This window comes from Bradyrhizobium stylosanthis (assembly GCF_001641335.1).
GTDB classification, from domain to species: domain Bacteria; phylum Pseudomonadota; class Alphaproteobacteria; order Rhizobiales; family Xanthobacteraceae; genus Bradyrhizobium; species Bradyrhizobium stylosanthis.
Map to the genome: position 1 here is coordinate 1,670,194 of NZ_LVEM01000001.1, position 15,404 is coordinate 1,685,597.

Here is a 15,404-nt window from a genome sequence, read left to right on the forward strand (position 1 = left end):
TTGCCCACCCTACGGCACCGTCGCTTGACATTACTCCGCGGCGAACAACATCTGACACGACATCGGCCGCCTGCACCCGAGCCCGCAAAGGACTTGTCGTCGTGCCCAATCCTCATGATTTCCATGCGCCGCAACCGTCGTACAGCAAGGACGATCTGCTGAAGTCGAGCGAAGGCGGCTATTTCGGGCCTGGCAATGCGCAGCTCCCAGCGCCGCCGATGCTGATGATGGACCGCATCACCGAGATCAGTTTGGATGGCGGCACGTTCGGAAAGGGCCATATCGTCGGCGAGCTCGACATCGCGCCGGGCCACTGGTTCTTCGACAGCCATTTCCGCGGCGATCCGACGATGCCCGGAAGCCTTGGGCTCGACGCGATGTGGCAGATGATCGGCTATTGGCTCGGCTGGTCGGGCTCCCCAGGCAAGGGGCGCGCCATCGGTGTCGGCGAAGTCGAGGCCACCGGATTTGTCACGCCGGAAACGCGATGCGTGCGCTACGAGGTCGCCATGCGCATGGTTCGCCGCGGCAAGCTGGTGCTCGGGATTGCCGACGGCCGTGTGCTGGCGGACGGTGCCTGTGTCTTCGCAGCCAAGGACATGAGGGTCGGCTTGACCAAGGCCGTGGATTAAGCATCCGGTCTCGTAGGGTGGGCAAAGGCGCAAAGCGCCGTGCCCACGATCCCTGGATAGCTATTTCGAACGGTGGGCACGCTTCGCTTTGCCCACCCTACGTACTGTCGCCTTCTTCGCTACGGACTTCCTGGGCGCAACCTTCTTCGCCGCCTTCTTTCCCTTCGGCCGCTTCTTCACCCTGGCGCGCTGGGCGGCGGCGAGCGCGGCCCTCGCCCATTGCGCCAGCTCCGCGGAATCATCGAACAGGCGCGCCGGCAGCTCCCAATAGGAGTTGACCAGCACGGTTTTGGCGCGGGTCGAATATTGAAACGGCTTCGAGCCTTCCGCTTCGAAGTCCGGAATGGTCACCTCATCGGCGCGGAAGAACAGGCCGGCGCGCAGCGACAGCGCGAAATTAACGCCGTCGGCGGAGATGCCGTGGCCGGAAAACATCTTGCGGATGGTGACGGGGCCAAAATCGGCGAACAGGTCGATCAGGAATTCGCGGTCCATGCGCACGCTCTCTCGTGCCCCGGACGCAGCGCAGCGTGCCATAAGCGCGCTCACGCGCGTCTTCGACACGCTATGGCGCTGCTGAGCCGGGGCCCATCCGTCTCGCGCCGATTATAGCTTGGGTCCCGGCTCTGCGCAGCAGCGCAAACGCGCTGCAGCGCGTCCGGGACACGAGAGTGGAGCTTGAGGCGAAACTACCCGTCGATCTTCGCCGGCCGCAGCTCGACCGACTCGCCGCAGCCGCAGGCGGAGATCTGGTTGGGGTTGTTGAAGACGAACTGGGCCTGCATCTTGTCGGCCTTGTAGTCCATCTCGGTTCCGAGCAGGAACAGCACGGCCTTGGGATCGACCAGGATCTTGACGCCCTTGTCCTCGACGACTTCATCGGTCGGGCGGACGTCATGGGCGTATTCGACCGTGTAGGACTGGCCGGCGCAGCCGCCGTTCTTCACGCCGACGCGCAAGCCGACGATCTCGGAGTCGGCACGCTGGGTCAGCTCGGAAATACGCTGGGCCGCGGCATCCGTCAGCCGCATCACCTGCGGGCGCGGCCGCCGGGGTTTTGGTGAGGATGCAGGTGTTGCCTGGGTCATGTTATTTATGTGGTCCGTTGCAGAACGAATTCAATGCGCGTTGAGACCGTCACCACATGTTCAGCACGAGGCGCGCCTCGTCGCTCATGCGCTCGGGCGACCACGGCGGCTCCCAGACGACCTTGACGTCGACCACGCCAACACCGGGAACGCTGGCGACCGCGTTCTCGACCATGGTCGGCAGCTCGCCGGCCGCCGGGCAGTTCGGCGTCGTCAGCGTCATCTGGACGTCGACGGAACGGTCGTCCTTGATCTCGACCTTGTAGATCAGACCAAGCTCGTAGATGTCGGCCGGAATTTCCGGATCGAACACGGTCTTGAGGCCCGCGATGATCTCGGTGGTGAGGCGTTCAGTCTCCTCCGGCGGCAACGCCGAATGGGTCTCCATCGGATTGGCTTTGATTTCGGCCGTGTCACTCATGCGAACAAATCCCGCGCCTTCAGCAGCGCCTGTGCCAGATGATCGACTTCTTCCCGTGTATTATACATGCCGAACGAGGCCCGGCACGTCGCGGTGACGTTGAACCGCTCTAAAAGCGGCATCACGCAATGGGTGCCGGCGCGCACCGCGATCCCCTGGCGGTCGATCACGGTGGCGACGTCGTGGGCATGGGCGCCCTTGAGCTCGAAGGAGATCACCGGGCCCTTGCCGCGCGCGGTGCCGATCAGCCGCAGCGAGTTGATCTCGCGCAGCTTCTCCTGGGCGTAGGCGGTGAGATCGGCCTCGTGGGCGGCGATGCGCTCCTTGCCGATCGAGTTGACGTAGTCGATGGCGGCGCCAAGGCCGACCGCCTCGACGATCGCCGGCGTGCCGGCTTCGAACTTGTGCGGGGGATCGCCATAGGTGACGACCTCGCGCGAGACCTCGCGGATCATCTCGCCGCCGCCGTTATAGGGGCGCATCGCGACGAGGTGGTCGTATTTGGCCCAGAGCACGCCGATGCCGGTCGGGCCATAAACCTTGTGACCGGTGAAGACGTAGAAGTCGCAGCCGAGATCCTGGACGTCCACGGGCAGATGCACCGCGCCCTGGCTGCCGTCAACCAGCACGGGAATGCCGCGCGCGTGGGCGATCTTCACGACCTCCTTGATCGGCACGATGGTGCCGAGCGCGTTCGACATCTGCGTGATCGCGACCAGCTTGGTCTTCGACGTCAGCAGCTTCTCGAACTCGTCGATGAGGAAATTGCCCTCGTCGTCGACCGGCGCCCACTTGATCACGGCGCCCTGGCGTTCCCTCAGGAAATGCCACGGCACGATGTTGGAGTGGTGCTCCATGATCGAGATGACGATCTCGTCGCCCTCTTTGATATTCGGGCCGCCCCACGACGACGCGACCAGGTTGATCGCCTCGGTCGCATTGCGGGTGAAGATCACTTCCTCGGTCCGCGGCGCGTTGATGAACTGCGCCACCTTGGTGCGGCCGCCCTCATAGGCTTCGGTCGCGGCATTGGCGAGGTAATGCAGGCCGCGATGGACGTTGGCGTATTCGGATTGATAGGCCTGCGTCATGCGGTCGAGCACGGCGCTCGGCTTCTGCGCCGAGGCGGCGTTGTCGAGATAGACCAGCTTCTTGCCGTAGACCTGCATGGCGAGCGCCGGAAAGTCCTGGCGCACGCGCGCGACGTCATAGGCGCCGTTCTTGACTGCAGGATGCGTGCTCATTGGCGCCGCTCCAACCAGCGCTCGGCAATGCCGATCACGTGCTCGCGCAGGCCGTCATCGGCGATCTGCTCGATGGCTTCACCGACGAAGGCCTGGATCAGCAGCGCCTGGGCCTGCTTCTCGGGCAGGCCACGCGCCTTCAGATAGAACAGCAGGCTCTCGTCCAGCGCACCCGCGGTGGCGCCGTGGCCGCAGGAGACGTCGTCGGCGAAGATCTCGAGTTCGGGCTTGTTGTCGGCCTCGGCTTCGTCCGAAAGCAGCAGCGCCCGCGTCATCATCTTGCCGTCGGTCTTCTGCGCGTCGGGACGGACGATGATGCGGCCCTGGAACACCGAATGGGCGCGATCGTCGATCACGGCACGGAAGACTTCGCGGCTGACGCAGTTCGGCACGGCGTGGTCGACCACCAGCGTGGTGTCGCCATGCTCGGTCTTCTGCAGCAGGTTGACGCCGTTGGCGGAGAGCTCGCTGCCCTCGCCCGCCAGCGTGATGAAGCCCTGCAGGCGGCTGACCGCCGCGCCCGTCGTCATGTTGAAGACGTTGAATTTGACGTTGGCGCCGATGGTCACGAACTGCGACGTGATGTTCACAGCATCAGCCGCATCGTCCATCAGACGAATATGCGCGACGTCGGAATCGTCGCCGACCGTAACGATCACGGCGTCGTTGACCTGGTAGGCCTTGGCCCCTGCCGCGACGAAGGTCTCGATGATGGTGGCGCGGACGCCCTTCCCGATCGCGACCTGCGAACGGGTGAAGGCCGCCGCGGACGAAGCGGTCGCGACGTGGATGATCTGGATCGGCGCGGACAACTGCGTGCCCGCGGCGATATCGAGCACCACGCCATCCGTCGCCATCGCAGCGTTCAGCGCGATCACGGCATCGGTGGACGCGGTCTTCAGGAGACCGGCATCCTTCTCCAGCGCCTCGCGCAGCGTCTTGAAGCCGACCTCGGCGGCGAGTGCCTTGACGTCGGAGAGATCGGCCGCGAACACGCCGTCGACCAGCACGAGCTTGCGGGCGCCTTCGATCGCATTTGCCTTCACCGCCTCGGCAGCGCGCTTCAGCGCGGCCACATCGGGGCTGGCTGCGAGCGACAGCACCTCGCCGACCAGCGCACGCAGGTCGGTGTACTTCCATTCCTCGATCCGGCGGTGCGGCAGGCCGAGACGCTCATAGGTCTCGAACGCCTCGCGGCGCACTGCCACCACGGCCGGCGAACCCGGCAAGCGGCCTTCGGCGCTGGCGAAGAGATCGCTCACCGCGCGGCCGTTTCCGGTCTTTGCCACAGCAACGTTCATCGCAAAATTCCTTACGCGGCGTCCTCGAACTGGGCGTAGCCGGAAGCTTCCAGCTCCAGCGCCAGTTCCTTGCCGCCGCTCTTCACGACACGGCCCTTCGACATCACGTGCACGATGTCGGGCACGATGTAGTTGAGCAGCCGCTGATAGTGGGTGATGACGACCATCGCGCGCTTGGGCGAATGCAGCGCGTTGACGCCGTCGGCCGCGATGCGCAGCGCGTCGATGTCGAGGCCGGAATCCATCTCGTCCAGGATGCACAGGCTGGGCTCGAACAGCGCCATCTGCAGCACCTCGTTGCGCTTCTTCTCGCCGCCGGAGAATCCGACATTGACGCCGCGCTTGAGCATGTCCTGCGGGATGTTCAGCGACTTCGAGACCTCGCGGACCTTCTTCAGGAAGTCCGGCACCATCAGCTCGCTCTCGCCGCGCGCCTTGCGCTGCGCATTGAGCGCGGTGCGCAGGAAGTTCATGGTGGTGACGCCGGGGATCTCGACCGGATACTGGAACGCCAGGAACACGCCCTTGGCGGCGCGCTCCTCGGGCGCCATCTCCAGGAGGTCCTCGCCCTTGAACAGGATCTGGCCGTCGGTGACCTCGTAGCCGGGCTTGCCGGCGATGACGTGGGAGAGCGTCGACTTGCCGGAGCCGTTCGGCCCCATGATCGCGTGGATCTCGCCCTCGTTGACGGTCATGGTCAGCCCGTGGAGGATCTCACGCTCCTCGACACGAACCTTGAGGTCTTTCACTTCAAGCAAAGCCATCTTGGTATCCAGTCTATTCAATTGATGTTGGAGCGCCGGAGCGCGCCGCGAGGGTCGGCAATTAGCCGACCGACCCTTCAAGCGAGATCGAGATCAGCTTCTGCGCTTCCACCGCGAATTCCATCGGCAATTGCTGCAGCACGTCCTTGACGAAGCCGTTGACGACGAGGCCGACAGCCTCTTCCTGGCTGAGGCCGCGCTGGATGCAGTAGAACAGCACGTCCTCGGAAATCTTCGAGGTCGTGGCTTCGTGCTCGAACGTTGCCGACGAGTTCTTGGCCTCGATGTACGGCACGGTGTGCGCGCCGCATTTGTCGCCGATCAGCAGCGAATCGCACGCGGTGAAGTTGCGCGCGCCCGTCGCCTTCCGATGCGCGGTGACGAGACCACGATACGTGTTCTGCGACTTGCCGGCCGCGATGCCCTTCGAGATGATGCGGCTCGACGTGTTCTTGCCGAGATGGATCATCTTGGTGCCCGAATCGACCTGCTGGAAGCCGTTCGAGATCGCGATCGAATAGAACTCGCCGCTCGAATTGTCGCCACGCAGGATGCAGCTCGGATACTTCCAGGTGATCGCCGAACCGGTCTCGACCTGGGTCCAGGAGATCTTGGAACGGTCGCCACGGCAGTCGCCACGCTTGGTGACGAAATTGTAGATGCCGCCCTTGCCTTCCGAATTGCCGGGGTACCAGTTCTGCACCGTCGAGTACTTGATCTCGGCGTCGTCGAGCGCGACGAGCTCGACCACGGCCGCGTGCAGCTGGTTCTCGTCGCGCTGCGGCGCGGTGCAGCCTTCGAGATAGGAGACGTAGGAGCCCTTGTCGGCGATGATCAGCGTGCGCTCGAACTGACCGGTGTTGCGCTCGTTGATGCGGAAATAGGTCGACAGCTCCATCGGGCAGCGTACGCCCGGCGGCACGTAGACGAACGAGCCGTCAGAGAACACCGCCGAGTTCAGCGTCGCATAGAAATTGTCCGAGGTCGGAACCACCGAGCCCAGATATTTCTGCACCAGTTCAGGGTGCTCGCGAATGGCTTCCGAGATCGGCATGAAGATCACGCCGGCCTTCTTCAGCTCCGCCTTGAAGGTGGTCGCAACCGAGACCGAATCGAAGACAGCGTCGACCGCGATCTTGCGGCGCGCGGGGTCTTCTTCGCCGGGCTTCGGCTCCACGCCCTCGAGCATGGCGACTTCCCGCAGGGGAATGCCGAGCTTCTCGTAGGTCTTGAGAATCTCCGGATCGATCTCGTCCAGCGAGGAGACCGTCTTCTTCGGCTTCGGCGCGGCGTAGTAATAGAGGTCCTGGAAGTCGATCTTCGGATAGTCGACGCGGGCCCAGGTCGGCTCGGTCATGGTCAGCCAGCGCCGATAGGCTTCGAGCCGCCACTGGAGCATCCATGCGGGCTCGTTCTTCTTCTCGGAGATGAACTTGACGATGTCTTCCGACAGCCCCTTGGGCGCCTTGTCGGACTCGATCTGGGTCTCAAACCCATAACGATACTGGTCGACGTCGATGCGCTTGACGCGCTCGACCGTCTCTTGCACGGCTGGCATTCTATCCTCCGCTCGCGGTTTCAAGGACCGCGGTGGATCAAACTCGGACGAGTATTACGATGTTTTTTGGCGGAAAGCACGGGCTTAGAACAGTTCAAGCCGTGTTTCGTCGCTTAGGCTCTAAGTAGGGTATTACCAAGCTTTCGCCAAGCCTCTAACGCCCTATTGATGTCTTCAGGTTCCGTAGACCAGCCCAGACTAAGGCGCACCGCTCCCTGGGCCACGGCCGGGTCATACCCCATCGCCGACAGCACGTGGGACGGCTGGACCTTGCCCGAGGAACAGGCCGAACCGGACGACACGGCGACCCCTTCGAGGTCGAATCCGATCACGGCGGTCTCGGCCTTGAGGCCGGGCGCCGTGAACAGAACGGTATTTGGCAACCGATCCACCTCTTCCGAAAACACCGTCGCGCCGACGGTCGATCGGATACCATTTTCCAAGCGATTCCTAAGGGTTGCTATCCGCCCCGCATCCTCAGGCAGAGTCTGAAGCATCGCTTTCACGGCCGCGCCGAAGCCGGCGATTCCGGCGACATTCTCGGTTCCCGCCCGCCGGCTGAGCTCCTGCCCGCCGCCCCGCAGCACCGGTTCCAGCCCGGTCAGCCCGTCGGTAACCACGAGAGCGCCGACGCCCTTGGGACCACCGATCTTGTGCGCAGAAAAGGTCGCAAGGTCTGCGCCTACCTCGTTAATATTGAACGCAGTTTTGCCGAGCACCTGGATCGCGTCGACATGCAGGAGGCCACCCGCCGCGTGAACGATCCGCGCCGCCTCAGCGACCGGCTGGAGCGCGCCGGTCTCGTTATTGGCCGCCATGATCGAGACCAGCGCCGGCGGACCGTCTCTGAGCTGGGCCTCCAGATCGCCGAGATCGATCACCCCGGAGCGCGTCACCCGGATCTGCCCGACCCTGTCAGCCGCAAACCGGCCCCCGGCCAGCACCGAGGCATGCTCGACGGCCGAGACCAGCAGCCGTTCCACGGGACCGCCGGAAGGTCCCCGCAGCCCCGGCGACAGCGCCAGCGCATTGGCCTCGGTTCCGGCGGAGGTGAAGATCACATTCCGCGGCAGTCCACCGACCGCAGCGGCGAGCGCGGCACGGGCATCCTCGACCAGCCGCCGCGCCTCCCGGCCCTCGGCATGGACCGAGGACGGATTGCCGATCAGGTCCCAGGCCGCAAGCATCGCCGCCCGCGCTTCAGGGCGAAGCGGCGTCGTCGCATTCCAGTCGAGATACACGCGGCTCGGCATAGAGTATTATACTACCTAAGACATCGGCGAGCGGCTCGCCCGCCCTCACCGCCCGACATGGGCCGCGGCCGCGCGCTTGGCAACCTGATTCCGGACCCGCTCATGGCGGTGACGCGCTCATGACACGCTAACGCCTTGAGCCCATTGACCGATGTTCAAGATGCTTGCTTTTTGCCCCTGCGCCCATGTTAGAACGCGCACCGTCAAGTCACCGCGCGCCGTTTGCGCATCACCGCGAGGCGCACGCCTTCTCACCCTTCCATTCGCGCCTTCGTCGGCATCGCTGTCGATGAGGCCACAATCGGTTGATTGCCGAGGATCCTCGCTCCAGCACATCAATCAAGAGATCACCGATGCCTGAAGTCATTTTCGCCGGCCCCGCTGGCCGTCTCGAAGGCCGCTATCACCCGGCCAAGCAGAAGAACGCGCCGATCGCGATGATCCTGCACCCGCACCCGCAGTTTCACGGCACGATGAATCATCAGATCGTGTACCAGTGCTACTACGCGTTCGCGCATCGCGGCTTCTCGGTGCTGCGCTTCAACTTCCGCGGCGTCGGCCGCAGCCAGGGCTCGTTCGACCACGGCACCGGCGAATTGTCGGATGCGGCGGCAGCGCTCGACTGGGCGCAGACCATCAATCCCGAAGCGCGCGCCTGCTGGGTCGCCGGCTTCTCCTTCGGCGCCTGGATCGGCATGCAGCTCCTGATGCGCCGTCCCGAGGTCGAGGGCTTCATCTCGATCGCGCCGCCGGCCAACCTCTACGACTTCTCGTTCCTCGCGCCCTGCCCGTCCTCGGGCCTGATCGTGCATGGCGAGAAGGACGCGGTGGTGCCGCCCAAGGACGTCAACACGCTGGTCGAGAAGCTGAAGACGCAGAAGGGCATCGTGATCGACCAGCAGGTCATCCCCGGCGCCAACCACTTCTTCGACGCCAAGCTCGAGCCGCTGATGGAAACCATCACGGCGTATCTCGACATGCGCCTCGCCAACGTGCGGTAAGAACGACATGGCCGCGTTCGTAGCCCTGCTGCGCGCGGTCAATGTCGGAGGCACCGGCAAGCTGCCGATGTCCGAGCTCAAGGCGATGTGCGAGGAGCTCGGTTTTGGTGCCGTGCGCACCTACATCGCCAGCGGCAATGTGGTCTTCACCAGCCGCAAATCGGAATCCGCCATCAAAGCTGCGCTTGAAAAGCGCCTGCACGCCTACGCCGGCGCGCCGGTTGGCGTGCTCGTGCGCAGCGCCGCCGAGATGGCAGAGGTTTTGGCTGACAATCCGTTTGCAAAGATGGCGCCGAACCGCACGGTCGCCATCTTCCTCGACAAGCCGCCACCTGCGAACACCCTCGCCGATATTCGCGGCCGGAAAGATGAAGAGATCAAGCTCGGCCGCCGCGAGATTTACGTGCATTATGGCGACGGCATGGGGACGTCGAAACTCGCAATCCCCGCCGCCAAGACCGGAACCGCGCGCAACATGAACACCATCGCCACGCTGGCGAAGATGGCCGCGGAGCTCTAGGCGAGCTTGAGCGCCACGATCCCCATCAGTACGAGCGCGATGCCGGCAAGCTTCATCGCACTCAATGTCTCCCCGAACAGAGCGACGCCCATCACGAAGGTGCCGGCCGCACCGATACCGGTCCACACCGAATAGGCGACGCCGACCTCGAGCACCTTTAGGGCTCGCCCGAGCAGGAAGACGAAGGCGGCGAGCAGCACCAGCGAGACGATGCTCCAGCCCACGCGCGTGTAGCCTTCCGCGTACTTCATCGAGATCGCCCAGCCGACGTCGAGCGCGCCCGCGATCACCAGCATCAGCCAGGCCAGGGATTGTGACATCGGCGTGCGCTCAGGCCGCGAGCTTGAGCAGATGCGCGTCGTGGCGAACGAGGAACGCGCGCAGCAATTGCGGATAGTCCTCCCCGACCGCGGTGCGCACGCTCGGGCGTTTTGCAAGCGCGGCGCGCCAGGCGCGGACCTTCGGCACATCCCTAAAGATGCCGTGCTCGGTCAGTTCGTCGAACAGGTCGAAATAGCGGAAGACCGGCGCGAACACGGCATCGACGAGACTGAACGCTTCGCCTGCGAAATAAGGCCCGGCGCCAAGCGCCGCCTCGACGCGCGCGAATTTTGCGACCAGCGCCTGCCGCTTGCTCTCGAACGTCGCCGGATCCGTCGTGGTCTCCAGGCCCCAGAGGTCGCCGAGGATCGCCGAGCCGAATTCCATCCAGGCACGATGTTCGGCCCGCTTTAGAGCGTCGGCCGGATGCAGTTTTGTGCCGCCTTGCGTCTCCTCGATGTACTCGCAGATCACGTTGCTCTCGAACAGCGCGACCTCGCCCTTGTCGGTCGTCACCACCAGCACCGGCACCTTGCCGAGCGGCGAGAGTTTGAGGAACCAGTCGGGCTTGTTGGCGAGATCGATGTCGATCCGCTCGAAGGGCACGCCCTTCTCTTTCAGCGCGATCACCGCGCGCTGCACGTAGGGGCAAAGCTTGTGGCTGATCAGTCTGAGCGAAGCGGTCATGGCAATGATCCCGGGCAGTTAGATGCAACTGCATCCACGATAGATGCATTTGCATATATCTGTCAAGTTCAATGCAACTGCATGAATCACTCCCCCTCAGGGCCGCGCGATCACCCCGCCGGTCATCGGCATCGGCACGCCCGTGGTAGCCGGATAGGACAGCGGCAGGCCCTTCAGGCCGCGCGCGGCGAGGAAGCCGAAGGCTTGCGCCTCGATGGCGTCGGAGGCCCAGCCGAGCGTCTCGGCGGCCTCGACGGTGGCCGACCCGACGCGGTCCCGCAGCATCCGCAGCATGGTCAGGTTGCGGGCTCCGCCGCCGCAGACGATCCAGCTCCGCGGCCGCCGCGGCAACAGCGGGATGACACGGGCGATCGCAGCCGCAGTGAAGGCGGTCAGCGTCGCCGCGCCGTCGGCCGGCTGGACGTCGCCGAGCTTGAGCGCGGCGAAATCGTTGCGGTCGAGCGATTTCGGCGGCGGAGCCGCGAAGAACGGCAATTCGAGCGCCCGCGCGATCCAGGTCTCGTCCGCCTTGCCGAGCGCCGCGAATTTGCCTTCGGCATCGAAGGCCTGGTTCATGGTGCGGTACATGAAATCGTCGAGCAGGGCGTTGCCCGGCCCGGTATCGCAGGCGATCAGCGTGTCGTTGCCGTCGATATAGGTGATGTTGGAGACGCCGCCGATATTGACCACGACGATCGGTCCCTCGCGGTCCAGCGAGTTCGCGAGCGCCCGGTGGTAGACCGGCACGAACGGCGCGCCCTGCCCGCCGGCTTCGACGTCGGCGGCGCGGAAATCATACATCACGGGGATATGGATTGCCCTCGCCAGTGCCGGCGCATCGCCGATCTGGACCGTCAGCCGCTTCTCGGGGCGGTGCAGCACGGTCTGGCCATGGAAGCCGACGATGTCGATGTCCTCGGGCCGCATCCGGTTCTGGGCGACGAAGGCGGCGACCGCCTCGGCATGGGCCAGTGTCACGGCGCGTTCGGCCTCGGCCAGCACCCCGGGCCGGGCGTCGCGCTGCGACAGGTGCACGGCTTCGGTCAGCGCCTGGCGCAGCAGGTTGCGCTCCGCCGGGCTATAGGGCCGATACCCGGCGGGGCCGAACGCCTTCACCAGCTTTCCATCGGTTTCGATCAGCGCGACATCCACCCCGTCCAGCGAGGTGCCGCTCATCAAACCGAGTGCCGTTAACATCATGGATCAGCGTCCTCAAAACACCCCCTCTGGCATGCCGATCTTGTGCCAGAGGGACACATCTTATAATGCCACAGCGCCAAGTGGCGGGCAGCAATCGAGTTCCCACGGAAGACCCTTAAATTGCTCCCAAAACAGTAAACCAAGAATTGTCAGGCATGCCGACAGATGACTGCTTTTAAATCGGATTTCCTCAACACCCTGCAGGAACGTGGTTTCATCCACCAATGCTCCGATTTCGCGGGGCTGGACGCACTCGCCGCCAAGGGCGAGGCGATCGCCTATGTGGGCTATGACTGCACCGCCCCGTCCCTGCATATCGGCAATTATCTGACCATGATGCTGCTGCACTGGTTCCAGCAGACCGGCAACAAACCGATCACCCTGATGGGCGGTGGCACAACCATGGTCGGCGATCCCTCCGGCAAGGACGAGACCCGTGCGATCCGTACCATTGCGGAGATCGAGGCCAACAAGGCATCGATACGCGGTGTCTTCGCCAGAGTGCTGCGCTACGGCCACGGCAGAAGCGACGCCATCATGCTCGACAATGCCGAGTGGCTTACTAGGCTGAACTGGATCGAGATGCTTCGCGATGTCGGTCGTCACTTCTCGGTCAATCGCATGTTGTCGATGGACTCCGTGCGGCTGCGCCTCGAGCGCGAGCAGGAGATGAGCTTCATCGAGTTCAACTACATGATCTGCCAGGCCTATGACTTCGTCGAGCTTGCCAAACGCACCGGCTGTCATTTGCAGATGGGCGGCTCGGACCAGTGGGGCAACATCATCATGGGCGTCGATCTCGGCCGCCGCATGGGCACCCACCAGCTCTACGCGCTGACCACGCCACTGCTGACCACGGCGTCGGGTGCGAAGATGGGGAAGACTGCACAAGGCGCGGTGTGGCTCAACGCCGACCAGTTCTCGCCGTACGATTTCTGGCAGTACTGGCGCAACACCGAGGACGCTGACGTCGGCAAGTTCCTGAAGCTGTTCACGACGCTGCCGATGAACGAGATCAGGAAGCTCGAGGCGCTCGGCGGCTCGGAGATCAACGAGGTCAAGAAGGTGCTCGCAACTGAGGCGACCGCGCTCTTGCACGGCCGCCCCGCCGCAGATCAAGCTGCAGAAACCGCTCGTCGAACATTCGAGGAAGGCATCCTCGCTGAAGACCTGCGTACGTATGTAATGCGCGAAGAACTAGCGAAAGCATTTTTCGAAGAGGAAGGGGTTCCTGTTCTAGTCGCCGCCCGCGACACGGAATTAGTCCGGTCCCTTGGCGAAGCAAAGCGCCTGATAGATGGACGCGGTCTAAGGGTAAATGATGTCACGGTCACAATGTCGACCATGATGCTTACTCCGGCCAATCTGACGCCAGAAGGCGTCATCAAGCTCTCCCTTGGCAAGAAGAAGCACGTTTTGCTCAAGCCGCCTGCATAGGCGTATGAGCTTTTGATGCTTGTCAGGGCGCGCGGATGCGCGCTCCCTGATAGGCAATGGACCAGAACACGCCCAGGGAAGCGAGCAAGGACAAGCATCGCGCAGGCGTCGTGGCGACGACACACGGCGCCGTGCGCATCGCGCTCACCGTGCTCGCACTCTGCTTCACGCTGGCCGTGCTCGGCCGCGGGCTCGGCGACAGCTTCACGGTGTTCCTCAAGCCGATCTCGGAAAGTTTCGGCTGGGACCGCGCGCAGATCGTCTCGGTCTATTCGCTCACCTGGCTCGCGAGCGGCTTCACCGCGCCCTTCGTCGGACGGCTGTTCGACCATTCCGGACCGCGCATCGTCTATGCAGTCGGGCTGCTGCTGCTCGGCGCCGCCTTCCTGATTGCGGCGCACGCCCAGCATCTGTGGCAGTTCCAACTCTCGATCGGCCTCTGCGTCGGCATCGGCATCGCCTTCATCGGCATCGTGCCGAACTCCATCCTGCTCGGCCGCTGGTTCGGACCTCGCCTGCCGACCGCGATGTCGGTGGTGTATTCGGCGATGGGCGGCGGCGTGCTGGCGCTGCTGCCGGCGTCCCAGATCCTGATCGATCACATCGGCTGGCGCGACACCTACCAGCTGTTCGGCTTCACCGCCCTGGGCCTGCTGGTGCCGCTCCTGCTGCTGCCGTGGCGGCTGTTCGCTGCCGGCTCGCCGCATGTCGTGAAGAAGACCGATCCTGATTTCGTCGACAATGGCTGGACGCTTCTCGGCGCGATGCGCCACCACGCCTTCTGGGCGCTGTTCTCCACCTTCTTCTTCACCGCCGTCGGCATGTATTCCATCGCCGCCCAGATCGTGGCCTATCTGATCGACGCCGGCTTCCCTCCGCTGCAGGCCGCGACCGCCTGGGGCTTTTCCGGCGTCGTGCTGGTGTTCGGAATGTTGGGAGTCTCCGCGCTCGATGGGCTGATCGGGCGCCGCCCCTCGGTGCTGCTCAGCTACGCGATCTCGATCATCGGCATCGGCCTGCTCTGGCTGCTTCAGTATTATCCGAACATCGTCCTGCTCACGGGCTTCGTCGTCTGCTTCGGCAGCATGATGGGCTCGCGCGGCCCGCTGATCAGCGCCACCGCGATGAGGATTTTCCAGGGCAAGCGCGTCGGCACCATCTACGGCACCATCTCGATCGGCAGCGGCCTCGGTTCGGCGTTCGGCTCCTGGAGCGGCGGCCTGATCCACGACGCGACCCACGGCTACAACGCGCTGCTCGCCTTCGCACTTGCGAGCGTCATCCTCGGAATGATTCCATTCCTAATCGTGCCCGCCTTGCGGCGCTAGGTTTCACAGGGGTAACCTGAGCGCATTCGCGTCACCGCAAAATTACGGACGGCGCGAGACAAAGGCGCGAAAAAAATGCCGATAGACCTTGGCTGAATCGCCGGGATGCGGTGTTTTGTCCGACATGACAAAAATGTCAGCGCGAATTGGCGCGGAGCCGCTTGCGGGGTGGAACTGAATGCGGTCCAAGTCGCGCATTGGATGGAGGGCAAACCAATGAACTTTCCTTATCTCACTCGCTTTCAACCGGTTCTGCTGAGCCTGTTTCGCTTCATCACCGGCCTCTTGCTGTTCCAGTATGGCGTCGCCAAGCTGTTCAAGTTTCCGGTGCTTCCCTACTTCGCCAACATCCCGCCGCTGATCTACGCGGCCGGGACGATCGAGCTCGTTCTCGGCGCGCTCCTGATGCTTGGCCTGTTCACCCGCCTCGCCGCTTTCATTCTCGCGGGCGAGATGGCCTTCGCCTACTTCATGGGCCACATGTTCAAGGGCGAAACGCCGGTGTTCCTGCCGCTGCTGAACGGCGGCACCGCTGCGATCCTGTTCTGCTTCGCCTGCCTCTATCTCTCGGCGGCCGGCGGCGGTTCGGTCAGCGCCGATGCAGCGATGGGCAAGGACTAACGACCCGACCTGCAGCGCGCTCGCACCA

17 protein-coding genes are annotated in these 15,404 nt (G+C 64.0%); 6 read left to right on the forward strand and 11 right to left on the reverse strand.

From position 1 onward, the window contains the following. Positions 1-101: 101 nt before the first annotated feature. Positions 102-632: a bifunctional 3-hydroxydecanoyl-ACP dehydratase/trans-2-decenoyl-ACP isomerase gene (fabA, locus tag A7X65_RS08130; protein WP_063683730.1), complete on the forward strand. Its 531-nt coding sequence runs from the start codon at positions 102-104 to the stop codon at positions 630-632. Between the two features lie 60 nt (positions 633-692). Here the strand turns inward: fabA and A7X65_RS08135 are convergent, their stop codons facing one another. The 8 genes from A7X65_RS08135 to A7X65_RS08170 form a co-directional block, all read right to left on the reverse strand. Further along, positions 693-1,127 carry a TfoX/Sxy family protein gene (locus A7X65_RS08135; protein WP_063683731.1) on the reverse strand — a complete coding sequence of 145 codons (435 nt, stop codon included), beginning with the start codon at positions 1,125-1,127 and terminating at the stop codon, positions 693-695. Between the two features lie 194 nt (positions 1,128-1,321). Next, positions 1,322-1,720, reverse strand: a complete 399-nt coding sequence (locus A7X65_RS08140; RefSeq protein ID WP_082884857.1) for a HesB/IscA family protein — start codon at positions 1,718-1,720, stop codon at positions 1,322-1,324. Between the two features lie 49 nt (positions 1,721-1,769). Further along, the gene (locus A7X65_RS08145) at positions 1,770-2,141 is read right to left on the reverse strand and encodes an SUF system Fe-S cluster assembly protein (protein WP_063683732.1); all 372 of its coding nucleotides are present in this window, start codon (positions 2,139-2,141) and stop codon (positions 1,770-1,772) included. Then, positions 2,138-3,385, reverse strand: coding sequence for a cysteine desulfurase (locus tag A7X65_RS08150; protein ID WP_063683733.1), 1,248 nt, complete (start codon positions 3,383-3,385; stop codon positions 2,138-2,140). The genes A7X65_RS08145 and A7X65_RS08150 overlap by 4 nt, the downstream gene beginning before the upstream one ends. Beyond that, positions 3,382-4,686 (reverse strand): Fe-S cluster assembly protein SufD, encoded by a 1,305-nt coding sequence (sufD, locus tag A7X65_RS08155; protein ID WP_063683734.1) that lies wholly within the window; start codon positions 4,684-4,686, stop codon positions 3,382-3,384. The genes A7X65_RS08150 and sufD overlap by 4 nt, the downstream gene beginning before the upstream one ends. Positions 4,687-4,697: 11 nt before the next feature. Beyond that, positions 4,698-5,450 carry a Fe-S cluster assembly ATPase SufC gene (sufC, locus tag A7X65_RS08160; protein ID WP_063683735.1) on the reverse strand — a complete coding sequence of 251 codons (753 nt, stop codon included), beginning with the start codon at positions 5,448-5,450 and terminating at the stop codon, positions 4,698-4,700. 61 nt (positions 5,451-5,511) lie between these two features. Next, the gene (gene sufB, locus A7X65_RS08165; protein WP_063683736.1) at positions 5,512-7,008 is read right to left on the reverse strand and encodes a Fe-S cluster assembly protein SufB; all 1,497 of its coding nucleotides are present in this window, start codon (positions 7,006-7,008) and stop codon (positions 5,512-5,514) included. A 113-nt stretch (positions 7,009-7,121) separates the two neighbouring features. Then, complete coding sequence (locus A7X65_RS08170; RefSeq protein WP_063683737.1) at positions 7,122-8,261, reverse strand: cysteine desulfurase family protein; 1,140 nt, start codon at positions 8,259-8,261, stop codon at positions 7,122-7,124. Positions 8,262-8,614: 353 nt separating this feature from the next. Between A7X65_RS08170 and A7X65_RS08175 the strand changes: the two genes are divergently transcribed. Continuing rightward, complete coding sequence (locus A7X65_RS08175; RefSeq protein ID WP_008143006.1) at positions 8,615-9,262, forward strand: alpha/beta hydrolase; 648 nt, start codon at positions 8,615-8,617, stop codon at positions 9,260-9,262. Positions 9,263-9,269: 7 nt separating this feature from the next. After that, positions 9,270-9,782 carry a DUF1697 domain-containing protein gene (locus tag A7X65_RS08180; protein ID WP_063683738.1) on the forward strand — a complete coding sequence of 171 codons (513 nt, stop codon included), beginning with the start codon at positions 9,270-9,272 and terminating at the stop codon, positions 9,780-9,782. Here A7X65_RS08180 and A7X65_RS08185 read toward each other — a convergent pair. The 3 genes from A7X65_RS08185 to A7X65_RS08195 form a co-directional block, all read right to left on the reverse strand. Further along, positions 9,779-10,102 carry a DMT family transporter gene (locus A7X65_RS08185; protein ID WP_063683739.1) on the reverse strand — a complete coding sequence of 108 codons (324 nt, stop codon included), beginning with the start codon at positions 10,100-10,102 and terminating at the stop codon, positions 9,779-9,781. The two genes, A7X65_RS08180 and A7X65_RS08185, sit on opposite strands and share 4 nt — an antisense overlap. A gap of 10 nt (positions 10,103-10,112) precedes the next feature. Then, positions 10,113-10,790 carry a glutathione S-transferase family protein gene (locus tag A7X65_RS08190; RefSeq protein WP_063683740.1) on the reverse strand — a complete coding sequence of 226 codons (678 nt, stop codon included), beginning with the start codon at positions 10,788-10,790 and terminating at the stop codon, positions 10,113-10,115. 96 nt (positions 10,791-10,886) lie between these two features. Then, a complete protein-coding gene (locus A7X65_RS08195; RefSeq protein WP_063683741.1) occupies positions 10,887-11,990 on the reverse strand; it encodes an anhydro-N-acetylmuramic acid kinase in 1,104 nt (367 codons plus the stop codon). Positions 11,991-12,155: 165 nt separating this feature from the next. Here A7X65_RS08195 and tyrS point away from each other — a divergent pair, with 165 nt between their 5' ends. From tyrS to A7X65_RS08210, 3 genes are all read left to right on the forward strand, one after another. Next, positions 12,156-13,427, forward strand: a complete 1,272-nt coding sequence (gene tyrS / locus A7X65_RS08200) for a tyrosine--tRNA ligase (protein WP_063683742.1) — start codon at positions 12,156-12,158, stop codon at positions 13,425-13,427. A 56-nt stretch (positions 13,428-13,483) separates the two neighbouring features. Further along, positions 13,484-14,755: an MFS transporter gene (locus A7X65_RS08205; RefSeq protein ID WP_063683743.1), complete on the forward strand. Its 1,272-nt coding sequence runs from the start codon at positions 13,484-13,486 to the stop codon at positions 14,753-14,755. Between the two features lie 216 nt (positions 14,756-14,971). Continuing rightward, positions 14,972-15,376: a DoxX family protein gene (locus tag A7X65_RS08210; RefSeq protein ID WP_063684869.1), complete on the forward strand. Its 405-nt coding sequence runs from the start codon at positions 14,972-14,974 to the stop codon at positions 15,374-15,376. The last annotated feature ends 28 nt before the right edge of the window (positions 15,377-15,404 follow it).

Bases quoted from the DNA above. Each gene is read 5' to 3' on its own strand.
- A7X65_RS08135 (WP_063683731.1), bottom strand. From the start codon at position 1,127: ATGGACCGCGAATTCCTGATCGACCTGTTCGCCGATTTTGGCCCCGTC.
- A7X65_RS08140 (WP_082884857.1), bottom strand. From the start codon at position 1,720: ATGACCCAGGCAACACCTGCATCCTCACCAAAACCCCGGCGGCCGCGC.
- A7X65_RS08145 (WP_063683732.1), bottom strand. From the start codon at position 2,141: ATGAGTGACACGGCCGAAATCAAAGCCAATCCGATGGAGACCCATTCG.
- A7X65_RS08150 (WP_063683733.1), bottom strand. From the start codon at position 3,385: ATGAGCACGCATCCTGCAGTCAAGAACGGCGCCTATGACGTCGCGCGC.
- sufD (WP_063683734.1), bottom strand. From the start codon at position 4,686: ATGAACGTTGCTGTGGCAAAGACCGGAAACGGCCGCGCGGTGAGCGAT.
- sufC (WP_063683735.1), bottom strand. From the start codon at position 5,450: ATGGCTTTGCTTGAAGTGAAAGACCTCAAGGTTCGTGTCGAGGAGCGT.
- sufB (WP_063683736.1), bottom strand. From the start codon at position 7,008: ATGCCAGCCGTGCAAGAGACGGTCGAGCGCGTCAAGCGCATCGACGTC.
- A7X65_RS08170 (WP_063683737.1), bottom strand. From the start codon at position 8,261: ATGCCGAGCCGCGTGTATCTCGACTGGAATGCGACGACGCCGCTTCGC.
- A7X65_RS08175 (WP_008143006.1), top strand. From the start codon at position 8,615: ATGCCTGAAGTCATTTTCGCCGGCCCCGCTGGCCGTCTCGAAGGCCGC.
- A7X65_RS08180 (WP_063683738.1), top strand. From the start codon at position 9,270: ATGGCCGCGTTCGTAGCCCTGCTGCGCGCGGTCAATGTCGGAGGCACC.
- A7X65_RS08185 (WP_063683739.1), bottom strand. From the start codon at position 10,102: ATGTCACAATCCCTGGCCTGGCTGATGCTGGTGATCGCGGGCGCGCTC.
- A7X65_RS08190 (WP_063683740.1), bottom strand. From the start codon at position 10,790: ATGACCGCTTCGCTCAGACTGATCAGCCACAAGCTTTGCCCCTACGTG.
- A7X65_RS08195 (WP_063683741.1), bottom strand. From the start codon at position 11,990: ATGATGTTAACGGCACTCGGTTTGATGAGCGGCACCTCGCTGGACGGG.
- tyrS (WP_063683742.1), top strand. From the start codon at position 12,156: ATGACTGCTTTTAAATCGGATTTCCTCAACACCCTGCAGGAACGTGGT.
- A7X65_RS08205 (WP_063683743.1), top strand. From the start codon at position 13,484: ATGGACCAGAACACGCCCAGGGAAGCGAGCAAGGACAAGCATCGCGCA.
- A7X65_RS08210 (WP_063684869.1), top strand. From the start codon at position 14,972: ATGAACTTTCCTTATCTCACTCGCTTTCAACCGGTTCTGCTGAGCCTG.